Source organism: Pasteurella sp. XG20 (assembly GCF_018968665.1).
Classification (GTDB): Bacteria; Pseudomonadota; Gammaproteobacteria; order Enterobacterales; family Pasteurellaceae; genus Pasteurella; species Pasteurella multocida.
In genome coordinates this window covers 427,843-445,089 of record NZ_CP076656.1, presented here as the reverse complement: position 1 = coordinate 445,089, position 17,247 = coordinate 427,843, and the positions used below count along the sequence as shown (strand labels likewise).

Genomic DNA, 17,247 nt, shown 5'->3' with positions numbered 1-17,247 from the left:
TTTGCTTATCCTTTTATCGCCAGATTCTTATTCAACCAATACCGCACTTTATACATCGAAGCGCTTCCCCAGCTATTCAACAAAAGCCCCAATAGGAAAAAGAGTATATTCACTAACGGCATTAATACGCTTCCATCCAATTTACCCGCAGCCCAAGCAGACTTCAGTGAACTTTGTAGCAGAAAATAAATTAAATACAGTAACAACGCGGGTAATACTTTTGCGAAACGACCTTGGCGAGGGTTCACTCGGCTTAATGGCACCGCTATCAGCGCCATTAAAGGCACCGCCAAGATCAGACTTAAACGCCAATTCAATTCTGCTTTAGCTGCCGGGGTATGAGTTTTCATCAAATCCCAAAAACCTAACTCTTCCGTTTCCTGTTCATCATTGTTTTTATCTTGATAACCTAAATAAGCTTGATACTCTTCAAAATGCGTAATACGGAAATCAGGAAAAGCACTGCTGCCTTCTACACGTTGGCTATTTTCAAGTTTGAGAATTTGATCCCCATTAGGCAGGGCTTTTAGCTCGCCTTTCTCCGCTACCAGTACTGACGGTTTTAAATTGCCTCTCTCACGCGTTTGAAAAACATAAACATCATGAATGGTATTGTCTTTAATGCTGTCAATAAATAAGACAAATTCATTATTATTGGTGTTAATAAACTGCCCCGAAGCAAGCGCTCCCATTGTAGGATTGGCTTTTGCACCTTCCAAAATTTCACTTTGTTTTTGAATCGCCCAAGGTGTCAACCAAAACACATTATACGCGGCAATTGATGCGGTAAATAAAGAAAGAATAAGTACAACACGTACTAAGATTTTCTGTCCCACACCACAAGCACGCATCACCGTGATTTCACTCTCAGCATATAAACGACCAAAAGTTAATAAAATCGCAATAAATAAACATAGTGGCAACATCAATTGCGCCATGGTAGGCATACCAAGCCCTAATAAGGACATCACTAAATCTGCTGGTACTTTACCACTGGCTGCCGAGCCTAATACACGCACTAATTGCTGGCAGAAGAAAATAAGAAGTAAAATGAATAAGATCGCCAACTGGCTCTTCAACACTTCCTTTGTTAAATATCGAGTTAAAATCACATTATTGCCTATATTTTTCTTGCAATTTATATAGAATAGTTTAGTTTCAAGACTGCTTAATTTTCGTATGATAACGTATTTTTAAGGTGAAAACAGTAAAAATCTTTGTGAGGACAACATGGAATATCGCGTAAAATCAACCGCACTTTTAGACATAAAAAGTAATATTATTATTGGCTTATATGAGAATGGTGAGCTATCACCATCCGCACAAAAAATCGATGAAATTTCTCAAGGCTATTTAAGCAAATTGATTCAATCTGGCGAAATCAAAGGTAAACTTGGACAAGTTTTGGTGTTACGTCATGTTCCTAACTACAGTGCAGAACGTGTTTTCGTGGTAGGCGCTGGTAAAAAAGGTGAGATTAACGAGAAACAATTTAAACAACTTATTCAAGACACTATCAACGCTGTTAAAGCCACCAGTGCAAAAGAGGTTATCAGCTACTTGTCTGATATCAAGATTAAAGATCGTGATCTCTACTGGAATATCCGTTTTAGCGTTGAAACCCTCGAAACCAGCGTCTATCAGTTCGAACAATTTAAAAGTAAAAAAAGCGAACAAGATGTGGCATTAACAGATGTCATTTTTAGCGCGGAAGGCGATGTTGCACAACAAGCTGTTAATCATGCAAAAGCAATTGCTTTAGGTGTACGCGCCGCCAAAGATGTAGCGAACTGCCCACCTAATGTTTGCAATCCTGTTTATTTAGCCGAACAAGCAAACGCGTTAGCTACACGATCTGACCTGATTAAGACCACTGTACTCGGTGAAAAAGACATGGCTGACTTAGGCATGAACGCTTACTTAGCGGTTTCACAAGGTTCTGTCAATGAAGCACAACTCTCCCTTATCGAATATCGTAATCATCCTAATCCAGATGCCAAGCCCATTGTGTTAGTCGGCAAAGGACTGACTTTTGATGCCGGTGGTATCTCGTTAAAGCCAGCTGAAAGCATGGATGAAATGAAATATGATATGGGCGGTGCCGCTTCTGTCTATGGGGTCATGAATGCGATTGCTGAATTAAAACTGCCATTAAACGTGATTGGCGTGTTAGCAGGTTGTGAAAACTTACCAGACGGTAATGCCTATCGACCGGGTGATATTTTAACCACAATGAAAGGCTTAACGGTTGAAGTACTCAATACCGACGCGGAAGGGCGCTTAGTGTTATGTGATACGCTCACTTATGTAGAACGCTTTGAACCTGAACTGGTGATTGATGTGGCGACCTTAACTGGCGCTTGCGTAGTAGCACTGGGTGCACATAACAGCGGTTTAATCTCTACTGATGATAAATTAGCCAAAGATCTCGAACTCGCCGCGGCTCAAAGTACCGATAAAGCTTGGCGTTTGCCACTTGGTGAAGAATATCAAGAACAGCTGAAATCTAACTTTGCCGATTTAGCGAATATTGGTGGTCGTTGGGGCGGTGCCATTACTGCTGGCGCATTTTTATCCAACTTCACCGATAAATATCGCTGGGCGCATTTAGATATCGCAGGTACTGCTTGGTTACAAGGCGCAAACAAAGGAGCTACGGGTCGCCCTGTTCCTTTACTGGTACAATTCTTAATTAACCAAGCGACAGGTGAATAATCCCCCTAGCCACGACTAAAATCAAAAAGTGCGGTCAAAAATATCTCTATTTTTACCGCACTTTTACGATGATGTTTGATTCATCACTGCACTATAAATTATCAATCATCTCCAAAACCATTGCTGAAGATTGTTTCGCCGCCAGTGGCAAAAATTCCTCAAAAGATATACTAGCCTCACCGTCACCACTGTCTGAAATTGCCCTGACAACCACAAAAGGCACATTGAAGGCATGACATACTTGAGCAATTGCTGTCGCTTCCATTTCTACGGCCATAACCGTAGGGAAATCTGCTTTAATCTGCGCTAACGGTGTCCCACCTTGAATAAAACTGTCCCCAGAACAAATCAAACCACGTTTAACTTGTTGCTGTTGTTGAATAGCGATCTTTTCTGCCAGTTGTACTAACTTCTCGTCAGATTGGAATCGTGCTGGGCAAGCGGGCAACTGTCCTTTAGCATAACCAAATGCCGTCACATCAGCATCGTGGTAAACCGTTTCATCAGAAATCACAATATCCCCGACGTTAAGCCCTGTCGCCACACCGCCTGCTGAACCGGTATTAATGACCAAATCAGGTTTGCTCATTTCTAACAATAAAGTGGCACCGATTGCAGCAGCGACTTTGCCAATGCCAGATTGTAATAAGGCAACCGCTTTACCATGAATCATACCTTCATAAATTGTGCAACTGGCGACTTGGGTAACGCGTTTATCTTGCATTAAATCTGCCAACATTTGAACTTCTTGTGCCATCGCACCCACAATACCAATTTTCATTATTTTTGTTTTTCCTTCATTAATTTACTTACTAAAAAATCTAACACCGCAAAGCTGTAATCATCACTATATAAGGTGCTAGCAGTTAAGACATAACGTCCATCAATCACCACATAAGGAAAAGTAAATACCCCATATTCTTCGGTCAATTTTTCTGCCTGTTCAACGGCTTTTGCGACCTTAACCGAATACAGCGCTTTGGTAAAATCATCCGTATTGACCCCTTGCCCATCTAGCCATAAGCGCAAATCATGAAAACGCGAAAGCTGTCCATAACGGTGTTTATCTGCGGTTTCAAATAACAACAACGCTGAAATATCCTCTGCTTGAATTTCTTTTAAGGCATAAAAAATCAGCGCAGAATAATGCGCTTTTTCTGCGGCAATCGGTAATTCTTTTAACACTACTTTATCAAAATTAATTTGCGAATACAGTTCTAAGATATCAAGTGCCGAAGAACATACACGACAGTCATAATCAAAAAAAAACTGAATTAAAATGGGCTCGGAGGGGTTCGCCTGATAAACCGGTTCTTGATAAGAAAAGTAATCACGCCCTTCAAGAAAAAGTGGGGATTTATCGGAATGCGACGAAACCGAGATCGGCGTTGCCAGCGCACACTGTGCAACACTCCATACGAAAAGAAAGAGAAAACCGATCCGCCACATAGTCAAGTTAAGTCCCTATCGGTACAATATAATCCACTAATAACTGAAGATGACGATTGCCCCGAAACTCATTAATGTCTAATTTATATGCCAATTTTGCTAATTTTATCGACAAGTCAGGATAATAACGAGTATCGACGTTAAAGGCAATGGCGTCGAGCAATGGTCCACCCTGTTTTGGTTCGACCATCATTTTAAGATGTTTTTCGCCAACTAAACGTTGCTGTAAAATTTTAAACTCGCCGTCAAATACGGGTTCTGGAAACGCTTGCCCCCAAGGTCCCGCCTCTTTCAAGCATTCCGCGGTTGTTAAACTTAATTGAACACTATCAAGCTCACCATCCGTCCACACAATACCTTGTCGCTGACCTTCATCAAGCCAATCACCAACAATTTGATTAAATGCCTGCTGAAAATCAGCAAAACGGCTTTCTTGAATGGTTAAGCCTGCCGCCATCGCATGCCCACCAAACTTTAAAATCATGTCAGGATACAAACAATGAATGCGCTCTAACGCATCACGTAAATGTAATCCCTCAACGGAACGGGCTGAGCCTTTTAGAATACCGGCTTGCTCTTGCGCAAATGCAACCACAGGACGATGAAAATGATCTTTAATACGTGAAGCCACAATCCCTAACACCCCTTGGTGCCAGTCCGCTTGATACAGCGCAATGCCGAACGGAAGGGTTTGTTGAAGTGCGGTCAATTGACGGCAAATTTCTAATGCCTCAAGTTTCATGCCTTGCTCAATTTCTTTACGCGTTTGATTCAAACCATCTAATTCAAGTGCCAATGCTCGCGCGCTTGCCATATCTTCAGCCAATAAAAGCTCAACACCGACTGACATATTATCTAAACGCCCTGCCGCATTTAAACGTGGTGCAAGAGAAAAACCTAAATCCGAAGTAGATAACTGACGCATATCTCGATTAGCCACTTCTGCTAACGCACGAATACCGCAACGACAACGTTCTGCGCGAATACGTGCTAAACCTTGATAGGCTAAAATACGATTATTTTGATCTAAGGGCACCACATCGGCAATGGTACCTAAGGCGACGAGATCCAATAAGTCAGTGAAATTCGGTTGCGTTTGCTGATTAAATATCCCCAACTCACGAAATTTCGCGCGCAAAGCCAACATTAAATAGAAAGTAACCCCGACACCGGCTAAGGCTTTTGACGGAAAAGCACAGCTTGATAAATTAGGATTGACAATGGCATCCGCGTCGGGCAATTGTGTAGGTGGCAAATGATGATCAGTAATTAAGACCTTGACCCCTTGCGCTTTTAAAAAAGCCACCCCCTCGACTGAGGATACCCCGTTATCGACGGTCATTAATAGCTGTACATCTTTTTCTAAAGCTTGCTCTGCTACCGCGATGCTCAAACCATAACCTTGTTCAAAACGATTAGGAATTAAAAACGCCACTTGTGTAAAGCCTAATTGACGTAATGCGAGTACAGCTAAGGCGGTGCTAGTAGCACCATCTGCATCAAAATCGCCCACAATTACAATCTTTTCTTGTTGCTTATAGGCTTGTACGAAGAGAGTGACCGCCGCTTCAATTCCATCCAGTTGTTGCGGATGTAAAAGGGCAGCTAAAGTGCGGTCTAATTGTTGAGGATGTTGAATCTGCCGTGCACGATAGAGGCGATCAAGTAAGGGATCAGAAGACACCGCTTCACCTAAGGGAACAGCACGACGTTGGATTAATTTATTCACTAAAGACATTCCTAAGACAAGAATAAATGAGGACGCAGAAAGCGTCCTTATTTAATAGCCGATTACTGGGCTAACTCCGACAATAAATCAGCGGGTTTTAAATACCCTCCAATCAATTCGCCTTTCTCGGTCACAATACTTGGGGTACCATTCACACCAAATTGTAAGCCTAACTGGTAATGTTTTTTGGTAATATTAGCGTCTTTCAACGTTTTTGGTGGATTACCATTAATCGCTTCAGTTAATGCAAACTGAGGATCTTGTGCAGTAAAGATCGCTTCCATTTCACGTGCTGTTTTCGATTGCACGCCACCACGCGGGAAAGCAAGGTAACGTACTGTAATACCGAGATCATTATATTCTTTAATTTGTTTATGTAACACTTTGCAGTAATGGCACGAAGTATCCATGAACACGGTAATCACATGTTTTTCATCTTTTGCGGGATAAACGACCATTTCATTTTTATAAGCTGTTAATTTATCTAGTAATAAGCTTGATGACACATCGCGTAATCCTTTCTCTGACAGTGCATATAACTTACCATCAAGAATATATTTCGCGTCCTCTGTGATGTAAAAAATACCATTGTCCGTCACTGCGGTTTTGATGCCTTTCACAGGCGAATCGCTCACTTCTACACCAGATAAGCCCATTTTTTGCAACTGTTCTACTACTTGCTGTGAATTGGCAAACGTCAAACTCGACATCCCCAACATCAAAAGTGTGCTCAAGATCTTTTTCATTTTGGTCCCATTGTTAACAATAAAAATACAAATAGCGAATTGAGCAATTATAAAGAGATCCAATATTTGTGCAAGTAGCGCCTAAAAAATTGCCTACCATAAGCCACTAAAATAGCTTATAATTGCTATTTGTTTTCTCTTTAAAATCTGAACGTATTTGAATTATGTTTGAAATCAATCCTATCAGAAATAAAATCTCAGACCTCACCGAACGCACGCAAGTGTTGAGGGGGTATCTTTGACTTCGATGCGAAAGTTGAACGTTTAGAAGAAGTCAATGCCGAACTCGAACAACCTGATGTGTGGAACGAACCAGAAAAAGCACAAGCATTAGGTAAAGAACGGGTTGCCTTAGAAGGGGTCGTCAATACAATCCATACACTTGATCAAGGCTTAGAAGATGTCGAAGGGCTACTCGAATTGGCAATTGAAGCCGAAGATGAAGCGACTTTCCATGAAGCCGTCGCAGAGCTCGAAGAATTAGAACAACAGTTGGCAAAATTAGAATTTCGCCGTATGTTTAGTGGTCAACATGATGCAGCAGACTGCTATGTTGACTTACAAGCGGGCTCTGGTGGTACCGAAGCACAAGATTGGACTGAAATGTTACTGCGTATGTATTTACGCTGGGCTGAAAGTAAAGGCTTTAAAACCGAATTAATGGAAGTGTCCGATGGGGATGTTGCAGGCATTAAATCTGCAACGATTAAAGTATCAGGCGAATATGCGTTTGGTTGGCTACGCACAGAAACCGGCATTCACCGTTTAGTACGTAAAAGTCCATTTGACTCCAACAACCGTCGTCATACCTCGTTTAGTGCGGCATTCGTTTATCCTGAAATTGATGACGATATTGATATCGACATTAATCCTGCAGATCTGCGTATTGATGTTTATCGTGCTTCAGGTGCCGGTGGTCAGCACGTCAATAAAACCGAAAGTGCGGTGCGTATTACCCATATTCCAAGTGGCATTGTGGTGCAATGCCAAAATGATCGCTCTCAACATAAAAACAAAGATCAATGTATGAAACAGTTGAAAGCGAAACTGTATGAAATGGAATTGCAAAAGAAGAATGCCGATAAACAAGCCATGGAAGACAACAAGTCCGATATTGGTTGGGGCAGTCAAATCCGCTCCTATGTGTTAGACGATTCACGCATTAAAGATTTACGCACGGGTGTGGAAAATCGCAATACCCAAGCAGTGCTCGATGGCGACTTAGATCGCTTTATTGAGGCCAGTTTAAAAGCCGGATTATAAATCCTCTGGGGGCTTCCCCCCGACTAAAAAATACTAAAAATTAGGTAACCAAAATGTCAGAACAAACTCAAGAACTTGATCTTAATGGCGAGATGTTAGTACGCCGTGAAAAATTAGCCGCATTGCGCGCTAAAGGTAACCCATTTCCAAATACATTTCGTCGTGATGCGCTTGCACAAGATTTACACGCAAACTACGATGCACTTGAAGGCGAAGCATTAAAAGCACAAGAAGTCGAAGTAAAAGTCGCTGGACGTATTATGACGCGTCGTGCAATGGGTAAGGCGACTTTTATCACCTTGCAAGATATGTCTGGTCGTATTCAACTCTATGTCGCACGTGATAATTTGCCAGAAGGTGTTTATGCTGACGATGTGGGACAGTGGGATTTAGGCGATATCATTGGCGTAAAAGGCACCTTATTTAAAACCAAAACCAATGAATTAACCGTACGTTGTACTGACGTGCAGTTATTAACCAAAGCATTACGCCCATTACCAGATAAATTCCATGGTCTAAGCGATCAAGAAACACGCTATCGTCAACGTTATTTAGATTTAATTGCAAACGAAGACTCGCGTCGTACTTTCATTATTCGTTCTAAAGTGATTGCGGGTATTCGTGAATATTTTCTGTCAAAAGGCTTTATGGAAGTAGAAACTCCGATGTTACAAATCATCCCGGGTGGGGCTTCTGCACGTCCATTTGTAACACATCATAATGCATTAGATGTGGATATGTATTTACGTATTGCGCCTGAGCTTTATTTAAAACGCTTAGTGGTTGGTGGCTTTGAACGTGTCTTTGAATTAAACCGCAACTTCCGTAACGAAGGAGTGTCTGTTCGCCATAACCCAGAATTTACTATGCTCGAATACTACCAAGCCTATGCGGATTACCATGATTTAATGGATAATACTGAAGAATTGTTACGTAAACTGGCAATGGACATTTTAGGCACGACGATTGTCCCTTATGGTGAGCTTGAATTTGATTTTGGCAAACCATTTGAACGTATCACGATGCATGATGCCATTTTGAAATACGGCGCAGAAAAAGGTATCGTCAAAGAGGATTTATATGACTTTGATCGTGCTGTTGCCGTTGCGAAAAAATTAGGTATTGAAGTACAAAAATCGTGGGGGTTAGGCAGTCTAGTCAATGTAATTTTTGAAGAGGTAGCGGAGCATCACTTAATTCAGCCAACGTTCTTAATGGCACACCCTGCCGAAATTTCGCCATTAGCGCGTCGTAATGATGAAAATCCAGAGGTCACTGACCGTTTTGAATTATTCATCGGTGGACGTGAAATTGGTAACGGTTTCTCTGAGTTAAACGATGCCGAAGATCAAAACGAACGCTTTGACGCACAAGTTGCGGCGAAAGAGGCGGGGGATGATGAAGCGATGTTTAAAGACGAAGATTTCGTGACCGCTCTTGAACATGGCTTACCACCAACAGCAGGCGAAGGGTTAGGTATCGACCGCTTAGCGATGCTATTCGCGAATGCGGCCTCCATTCGAGATGTGATACTCTTCCCAGCAATGAAGCAGAAATAATTCTCTCTATCCCCAGCATCCTGCTGGGGATAACCTCTCTCACAGGATCTTTAATATGAAAAATCGTCGACTCAATTTCAAACTGTTTTTCCTCATCATTTTTTCATTATTCAGCACACTGAGTTGGTCAAAAACAATCACGCTGTATTTAGATCCTGCCTCCTTACCGGCATTAAATCAGCTGATGGACTTTACGCAAAATAATGAAGATAAAACACATCCACGTATTTTTGGTCTTTCTCGCTTTAAAATCCCTGACAACATTATTACACAGTATCAAAATATCCATTTCGTCGAACTCAAAGATAATCGTCCCACTGAAGCACTTTTTACGATTTTGGATCAATACCCTGGTAACATTGAGTTAGATATACACTTAAATATTGCCCATTCCGTTCAATTAATTCGTCCGATTTTGGCATATCGTTTTAAACATTTAGATCGTGTATCAATTCAGCGATTAAATCTTTATGACGATGGCTCAATGGAATATGTTGATTTAGAAAAAGAAGAAAATAAAGATATTTCCGCAGAAATTAAGCAAGCAGAAAAACAACTTTCTCACTATTTGCTTACCGGTAAAATAAAATTTGATAACCCAACTATTGCTCGTTATGTCTGGCAATCCGCGTTCCCAGTAAAATATCATTTTTTAAGTACAGACTATTTTGAAAAAGCCGAATTTTTACAACCACTAAAAGAATATTTAGCAGAAAATTATCAAAAAATAGACTGGACTGCTTACCAACAGCTGACTCCAGAACAGCAAGCATTCTACTTAACATTGGTAGGCTTCAATGACGAAGTCAAGCAGTCGCTAGAAGTGCAACAAGCTAAATTTATCTTTACCGGCACGACAACTTGGGAAGGAAATACCGATGTGCGAGAATACTACGCACAGCAACAACTTAATTTACTTAATCACTTTACCCAAGCTGAGGGCGATTTATTTATTGGTGATCATTATAAAATCTACTTTAAAGGGCATCCTAGAGGTGGTGAAATTAATGACTACATTCTGAACAATGCTAAAAATATCACCAATATCCCTGCCAATATTTCCTTTGAAGTATTGATGATGACAGGCTTATTACCTGATAAAGTGGGTGGCGTTGCAAGTTCACTGTATTTCTCCTTACCAAAAGAAAAAATTAGCCATATTATTTTCACATCAAATAAACAAGTGAAAAGCAAAGAAGATGCGCTAAATAATCCGTATGTTAAGGTCATGCGTCGTTTAGGTATAATTGACGAATCACAAGTCATCTTTTGGGACAGTTTAAAACAGTTGTAATCCAAGATAGGAGCTTATTATGACAAATATTGCGATCATTCCTGCACGAGCCGGCTCAAAAGGGATTCCAGATAAAAACCTGCAGCCTGTGGGTGGGCATTCTCTGATTGGACGTGCTATTTTAGCGGCAAAAAATGCTGACGTTTTCGATATGATTGTCGTAACCTCTGATGGTGATAATATCTTACGTGAAGCAGAAAAATATGGGGCATTAGCGCTGAAAAGACCCGCTGAGTTGGCCCAAGACAATTCAAGAACCATTGATGCCATTTTACATGCATTAGAGAGCCTAAACATTCGCGAAGGCACTTGTACCCTATTACAACCGACTAGCCCATTACGTGATCATTTAGATATCAAAAATGCGATGGATATGTATGTCAATGGCGGAGTACATTCTGTGGTGTCGGCGTGCGAGTGTGAACATCATCCCTATAAAGCTTTTGCGTTAAGCAAAGATCATGAAGTTTTGCCTGTGCGTGAAATTGCTGATTTTGAAGCAGCACGCCAAACTTTACCGAAAATGTATCGTGCAAATGGTGCCATTTATATTAATGACATTGCACAATTGCTAAAAGAAAAATATTTCTTCATTCCGCCTCTCAAATTCTACTTAATGCCAACTTATCGTTCTGTGGATATTGATGTGAAGCAGGATTTAGAACTCGCGGAAATTTTATCCAATAAATGACCGCACTTTTGTCGTCAGTAGGTCTTGGTTAAGCCAGTTAGCAGTAAAACGACATTTAAACAAGCCTACTGTTTCTTTTCATAGTGGTTCGTAACCCTCCCACTTGAACAACCAACAATTGTTCGAAACAAAACTAGGAAAATAGTATGCAGTTAACCAACCCAAACCGCGATCGTAAAGCGGTCGTTATCTTTTCGGGTGGACAAGATTCCACCACTTGTCTCTTTCAAACAATACAAGATTATGGCGTAGAAAATGTGGAAGTTGTAACGTTCCAATACGGTCAACGCCACGCGATTGAATTAGAGAAAGCTAAATGGATTGCCCAAGATCTTGGCGTCAAACAAACGTTAATTGACACTTCCGTCATTAAAACGATTACGCAAAATGCCTTAATGGACGAACAGGCAAGAATTGAGCAACACGGCAGTACACCGAATACTTTCGTTGACGGTCGCAATGCCCTGTTTTTACTTTATACCGCCATCTATGCCAAAGGTCAGGATATTCAAGACATTATCACAGGCGTCTGTGAAACGGATTTTAGTGGCTATCCAGATTGTCGTGATGTGTTTATTAAATCCATGAATGTCACGCTTAATCTGGCAATGGATTACCAATTCCATCTTAAAACCCCTTTAATGTATCTCACAAAAGCACAGACTTGGCAATTAGCGGATGAACTCGGTGTGTTAGATTATATTCGTCAACATACCCATACTTGTTATATGGGAGTGAAACAAGGTTGCGGTGAATGCCCGAGTTGTGTATTACGCGAGAAAGGATTGCGTGAATATTTATCTAGTAAAAGTGAGGGGGAAATTGATGTTTAAAATTGCAAAAGAATTTAGTTTTGATATGGCACATATGCTCGATGGGCATGATGGCAAATGCAAAAATTTACATGGGCATACTTACAAATTACAAGTGGAACTCTGTGGTGAATTACATCAAACCGGTCCGAAAAAAGGCATGGTGATTGATTTTTCCGATTTAAAAGATATCGTTAAACAGCACATTTTAGATCCCATGGATCATGCGTTTATTTATGATTGCAGCAGTGAAAAAGAATCGAAAGTGGCTCATTTATTGCAATCACTGGATTCAAAAACGTTTGCACTGCCCACGCGTACTACCGCCGAAGAAATGGCGCGCTTTATGTTTAATTGTTTGAAATATGAGGCACATTTACCGGTATCGGCGATCCGCTTATGGGAAACCCCCACTTCATTTTGTGAATATAAGGAATAAGTGCGGTGCAAATTCAAGAAATTTTCGAGCCTGAATACGCTATTGTGGAGATCTTTGAAAGCTTACAAGGGGAAGGCTTTAATACAGGGATGCCAAGTATTTTTGTGCGTTTTGGTAAATGTAATTTAGCCTGTCCTTGGTGCGATACGCCTTACAATCAATATACGACTTGGACACTCAGCAAAATTGTACAAAAAGTGCGGTCGTTTTCAGCGAAAAATATTATTATCACTGGCGGTGAACCTACTATCGTGCCCAAAATTGGCGTGTTACTTGATGCGCTAAAAGCCGAAGGCTACTTTTTAGCAATCGAAACCAATGGGTTAAAAAGTATTCCAAACCAAATTGATTACATTGCTACCAGTCCAAAACGTTTATATCAACATAAATATCAACAGAAATGTATTCCTTTTGCCCATGAGGTACGCATTGTGGCAGATGAAAATGTCATCGCATTTTGTGAGCAAATTGAACAACAGATCCGAGCAGATCATTATTACCTCTCGCCTTGTGAAGTAAATGGTGAAATGAATTTGCTTGAAACAATCACACAAATAGGGCGCTTAAATCAGCGTGTTAACAAGCCTAAATGGCAGCTTAGCATTCAAACCCATAAACTCATTGGGATTGAATAATTGTCAATTTATTTACTTTATTTGCATTTACCTCTTTTTAGTAGTTGACCATTATATAATAAAATATATAATGAGCTTGTTTTTAATTTGAAGTAGTAAATACGCTTGGCTAATGCGATTCTTCCCCCACAATCTTGAAAAAGATGTTCGCATTAGCCATTTTTTTCTTCTTATTCTCGCCTAAATCCTTTACCATGATCCGCATTCAATTTCCCTTATTCATCATGAGAAAGACCTATGAACGCCCTTGAACTTGAACAGATTTTAAATCACAAACTCAATTCCCAAGCCATCTCTGATTACGCCCCCAATGGTCTACAAGTGGAAGGAAAAAAGGACATCAAAAAAATCATTACGGGGGTTACCGCAAGTCAAGCTTTAATTGAGTATGCCGTTAGTCAAAACGCCGATGCGATTTTGGTTCATCATGGCTATTTTTGGAAAAGTGAAAACCCTTGCATTCGTGGTATGAAAGGGAAACGTATCAAAACACTCTTAGTCAATGACATCAATTTATATGGTTATCACTTACCATTAGATGTTCACCCTGAATTAGGTAACAATGCTCGTCTTGCTGCCCTACTAGAGATTGAGGATTTACAGCCCTTAGAACAAGGTACGGTAAGTATTCCCGTTTATGGTACCTTAAAAACACCGTTAACCAGCGATGCCTTTGCAGCCCGAATTGAGCAAGTGCTAAAACGTAAACCTCTAGTATGCAGCGACAATGCGCCGCACCTTATTCGTACAGTGGGCATTTGCACTGGGGGAGGACAGAGTTATATTGATTTAGCAGCCAACCAAGGTGTTGATGCCTTCATTAGTGGTGAAGTGTCGGAGCAAACTATCCACTCTGCCCGTGAACAAGGTATTCATTTTTTTGCAGCAGGTCACCATGCCACAGAACGCTATGGCATAAAAGCCTTAGGCGAATGGCTCAGTCAGCACTATGATCTTGAGGTGGAATTTAAAGATATTGATAATCCTGCTTAAGAAAATAGGATATAAGGTCCGCTTTGTATTTATTCACATTTTCCCTTATACTAGCCAGAATTTTTAACATACGAAAAGGTATTGATTATGGGTTTCTTAACAAACAAACGTATTTTAATTGCCGGTGTGGCAAGTAATCGTTCTATTGCTTACGGTATCGCACAAGCAATGAAACGTGAAGGGGCAGAACTCGCTTTCACGTATCAAAATGATAAATTAAAAGGGCGTGTAGAAGAATTTGCTAAAGAATTAGGTTCTGATATTGTGATTCCTTGTGATGTGGGTACGGATGAAAGCATCGAACAATGCTTTGCTGAATTAGCTAAACACTGGGAAAAATTTGATGGTTTTGTTCATTCTATCGCTTTTGCGCCGGGCGACCAATTAGACGGTGATTATGTGGATGCAGTAAACCGCGAAGGTTTCCGTATTGCACACGATGTGAGTTCATATAGCTTTGTTGCGATGGCAAAAGCCGCGCGTGGCATGTTGAATCCGAACTCAGCCCTTTTAACACTTTCCTACTTAGGGGCAGAACGTGCAATTCCTAACTATAACGTAATGGGCTTAGCCAAAGCCTCATTAGAAGCTAATACGCGTTTTATGGCAGCAGCACTAGGTAAAGACGGTATCCGCGTAAATGCAATCTCTGCAGGACCAATTCGTACACTTGCCGCCTCTGGTATTAAAAACTTCAAGAAAATGCTCGCAAACTTCGAACAAATCGCACCATTACGCCGTACTGTGACGATTGAAGATGTCGGTAACTCTGCAGCTTTCTTATGCTCAGATTTAAGTGCTGGTATCACGGGTGAAGTGGTCCATGTTGATGCCGGTTTCAGCATCGTAGCTATGGGTGAACTCGAATAAGTTTTACATGTTATATAAGAGCGGACATCAGTCCGCTTTCATTTTTTATGGATAGCCTCAATGTTCCAAAATAATCCCCTCCTTTCACAATTAAAACAACAAATCCGAGACAGCAAACAACAAGTCGAAGGTATCGTAAAAGGTTCAGATAAAGCCTTTGGTTTTCTTGAGTGTGATAAAAAAAGTTACTTTATTCCCCCTGCTGCAATGAAGAAAGTCATGCATGGTGACAAAATCAAAGCCCTGATTGAAGTCGTTGGTGAAAAAGAACAAGCCGAACCCGATGCCTTAATTGAGCCAATGCTCACACGCTTTATCGCGCGTGTGCGTTTCAATAAAGATAAAAAATTACAAGTGCTCGTCGATCATCCACAAATCAATCAAGCCATTGGTGCCGCCCAAGATAAATCAATAACAGAAACGTTACAAGAAGGGGATTGGGTCGTTGCTACTTTAAAAACACACCCATTACGTGATGACAGATTCTTTTTCGCTCAAATTCAGCAATTTATTTGCCGTGCAGAAGATGAACTCGCGCCTTGGTGGGTCACGCTAGCACGTCATGGACAATCGCGTTATCCTGTGCAAGGTTGTGCAGATTATCCAATGATAGATCAACATACACGTGAAGATTTGACCGCATTGCATTTTATCACCATTGATGCGGAAACGACGTTGGACATGGATGATGCGCTTTACCTTGAGCCTATTCATCAAGCGGAGGAACAGATTGGTTGGCGTTTAGTGGTCGCCGTTGCCGATCCAACTGCTTATATCCCGCTTGATTCACAAATTGAACAAGAAGCCAGACAACGGTGTTTTACCAATTATCTACCGGGCTTCAACATTCCAATGTTACCACCGGAATTGTCTGATGAACGTTGTTCTTTAATGCAAGACGAAATTCGTCCGGCGTTGGTCTGCTATATCGAAACCGATTTAACCGGTAATATCACTGAAAAACCGCGCTTTGTTTCCGCTTATGTACAATCCAAAGCGAAATTAGCCTATGATCACGTCTCTGATTATTTAGAAAATTGTCTTGATGCATGGCAGCCTGAAAATCCACAAATCGCACAACAAATCCAATGGCTTCATCAATTTACTCAAGCACGCATCGAGTGGCGTAAACAACATGCTTTGTTATTTAAAGAAAAGCCAGACTATTCGTTTATCTTAGCGGAGAATGGCAGCGTACAAGCCATTCAAGCACAATATCGTCGCATTGCGAATCAAATGGTAGAGGAATGTATGATCCTCGCCAACATTTGTGCTGCACACTATCTCGATGAACATGCTAAGTGCGGTATTTTTAATACGCATTCTGGTTTTGATAAAAAATACCTAGAGAGTGCACATCAATTTTTATTAAATCAGTTAAGTGATGAAACAAACCAAGCCGTCTTAGCAACACGTTATTCTGTAGCGAATTTAACAACATTAGCGGGCTATTGCCAAATGCGCCATGATATTGAGTTATTAAATAGTGACTATCTCGAATTGCGTTTACGTCGTTTCTTAACATTTGCTGAATTTAAATCTGAAATCGCACCGCACTTTGGTTTAGGCTTATCGGGTTATGCGACCTGGACATCCCCGATTCGTAAATATTCCGATATGGTCAATCATCGCTTAATTAAAGCTGTGTTAACCCAACAAACTTGTGAGAAACCGCAAGATGACCTGTTCGTACGTTTGCAAGAAGCGCGTCGTCAAAACCGTTTAGTAGAGCGTGATATTGCAGATTGGCTTTATTGTCGTTATCTGGCAACACAAGTGGAACAAAAACCAACATTCCAAGCGGAAATTCAAGATGTGATGCGAGGGGGATTACGTGTGCAACTGCTTGCTAATGGTGCGCCGATGTTTATCCCTGCCTCCTTAATTCACGACAATAAGGAAGCGATTCAAGTCAATACGGATACGCTTACTCTGTCTATTCAAGGTGAAGTGAAATATAAATTAGGAGATATCATTCAGGTGCAACTCTTGGACGTGAAAGAAGAAACGCGTAGTATTGTCGGCACTCTTTGTTAAATGTAAAAAGGGAAA

At 40.9% G+C, this 17,247-nt stretch carries 16 protein-coding genes and 1 riboswitch; of the genes, 11 read left to right on the top strand and 5 right to left on the bottom strand.

Annotated features, from left to right (window positions below; translation table 11 throughout):
• Positions 1–5: 5 nt before the first annotated feature.
• On the bottom strand, positions 6–1,112 hold the full coding sequence (lptF, locus tag KPF51_RS02040; protein WP_014326233.1) for an LPS export ABC transporter permease LptF: 1,107 nt from the start codon (positions 1,110–1,112) through the stop codon (positions 6–8).
• Positions 1,113–1,230: 118 nt separating this feature from the next.
• Here lptF and KPF51_RS02035 point away from each other — a divergent pair, with 118 nt between their 5' ends.
• Complete coding sequence (locus KPF51_RS02035; RefSeq protein WP_005723445.1) at positions 1,231–2,715, top strand: leucyl aminopeptidase; 1,485 nt, start codon at positions 1,231–1,233, stop codon at positions 2,713–2,715.
• Positions 2,716–2,806: 91 nt separating this feature from the next.
• Here KPF51_RS02035 and mtnN read toward each other — a convergent pair whose 3' ends face one another.
• The 4 genes from mtnN to dsbC form a co-directional block, all read right to left on the bottom strand.
• Positions 2,807–3,496 (bottom strand): 5'-methylthioadenosine/S-adenosylhomocysteine nucleosidase, encoded by a 690-nt coding sequence (gene mtnN / locus KPF51_RS02030; protein ID WP_005723443.1) that lies wholly within the window; start codon positions 3,494–3,496, stop codon positions 2,807–2,809.
• Positions 3,496–4,164: a thiol:disulfide interchange protein DsbA/DsbL gene (locus KPF51_RS02025; RefSeq protein ID WP_005723441.1), complete on the bottom strand. Its 669-nt coding sequence runs from the start codon at positions 4,162–4,164 to the stop codon at positions 3,496–3,498. Before KPF51_RS02025 ends, mtnN begins: the two co-directional genes overlap by 1 nt.
• Positions 4,165–4,171: 7 nt before the next feature.
• Positions 4,172–5,893 (bottom strand): single-stranded-DNA-specific exonuclease RecJ, encoded by a 1,722-nt coding sequence (recJ, locus tag KPF51_RS02020; protein WP_005723439.1) that lies wholly within the window; start codon positions 5,891–5,893, stop codon positions 4,172–4,174.
• A 62-nt stretch (positions 5,894–5,955) separates the two neighbouring features.
• A complete protein-coding gene (gene dsbC / locus KPF51_RS02015) occupies positions 5,956–6,639 on the bottom strand; it encodes a bifunctional protein-disulfide isomerase/oxidoreductase DsbC (RefSeq protein WP_005756009.1) in 684 nt (227 codons plus the stop codon).
• 164 nt (positions 6,640–6,803) lie between these two features.
• Between dsbC and prfB the strand changes: the two genes are divergently transcribed.
• From prfB to rnb, 10 genes are all read left to right on the top strand, one after another.
• Positions 6,804–7,902, top strand: a protein-coding gene (prfB, locus tag KPF51_RS02010; protein ID WP_099771008.1) for a peptide chain release factor 2 whose coding sequence is annotated in 2 segments (ribosomal slippage) — positions 6,804–6,878 and positions 6,880–7,902 — 1,098 coding nt in all. Because the reading frame shifts where the segments join, the coding sequence is not laid out codon by codon here.
• Between the two features lie 53 nt (positions 7,903–7,955).
• Positions 7,956–9,461: a lysine--tRNA ligase gene (gene lysS, locus KPF51_RS02005; RefSeq protein ID WP_005723436.1), complete on the top strand. Its 1,506-nt coding sequence runs from the start codon at positions 7,956–7,958 to the stop codon at positions 9,459–9,461.
• 55 nt (positions 9,462–9,516) lie between these two features.
• Positions 9,517–10,755: a sialyltransferase gene (locus KPF51_RS02000; RefSeq protein WP_211599591.1), complete on the top strand. Its 1,239-nt coding sequence runs from the start codon at positions 9,517–9,519 to the stop codon at positions 10,753–10,755.
• A gap of 19 nt (positions 10,756–10,774) precedes the next feature.
• On the top strand, positions 10,775–11,446 hold the full coding sequence (locus KPF51_RS01995) for a cytidylyltransferase domain-containing protein (RefSeq protein ID WP_005723432.1): 672 nt from the start codon (positions 10,775–10,777) through the stop codon (positions 11,444–11,446).
• 77 nt (positions 11,447–11,523) lie between these two features.
• Positions 11,524–11,589, top strand: a riboswitch (PreQ1 riboswitch).
• A 3-nt stretch (positions 11,590–11,592) separates the two neighbouring features.
• Positions 11,593–12,279 (top strand): 7-cyano-7-deazaguanine synthase QueC, encoded by a 687-nt coding sequence (gene queC / locus KPF51_RS01990; protein ID WP_005723431.1) that lies wholly within the window; start codon positions 11,593–11,595, stop codon positions 12,277–12,279.
• Positions 12,272–12,697: a 6-carboxytetrahydropterin synthase QueD gene (gene queD, locus KPF51_RS01985; protein WP_005723429.1), complete on the top strand. Its 426-nt coding sequence runs from the start codon at positions 12,272–12,274 to the stop codon at positions 12,695–12,697. Before queC ends, queD begins: the two co-directional genes overlap by 8 nt.
• Before the next feature lie 5 nt (positions 12,698–12,702).
• Positions 12,703–13,332, top strand: a complete 630-nt coding sequence (locus KPF51_RS01980; protein ID WP_005720566.1) for a 7-carboxy-7-deazaguanine synthase QueE — start codon at positions 12,703–12,705, stop codon at positions 13,330–13,332.
• A gap of 237 nt (positions 13,333–13,569) precedes the next feature.
• Positions 13,570–14,325: a Nif3-like dinuclear metal center hexameric protein gene (locus tag KPF51_RS01975; RefSeq protein ID WP_005720561.1), complete on the top strand. Its 756-nt coding sequence runs from the start codon at positions 13,570–13,572 to the stop codon at positions 14,323–14,325.
• Between the two features lie 87 nt (positions 14,326–14,412).
• Positions 14,413–15,195 carry an enoyl-ACP reductase FabI gene (gene fabI, locus KPF51_RS01970; protein WP_005723423.1) on the top strand — a complete coding sequence of 261 codons (783 nt, stop codon included), beginning with the start codon at positions 14,413–14,415 and terminating at the stop codon, positions 15,193–15,195.
• Positions 15,196–15,255: 60 nt separating this feature from the next.
• Positions 15,256–17,232: an exoribonuclease II gene (gene rnb / locus KPF51_RS01965; protein WP_005723421.1), complete on the top strand. Its 1,977-nt coding sequence runs from the start codon at positions 15,256–15,258 to the stop codon at positions 17,230–17,232.
• Positions 17,233–17,247: the final 15 nt, after the last annotated feature.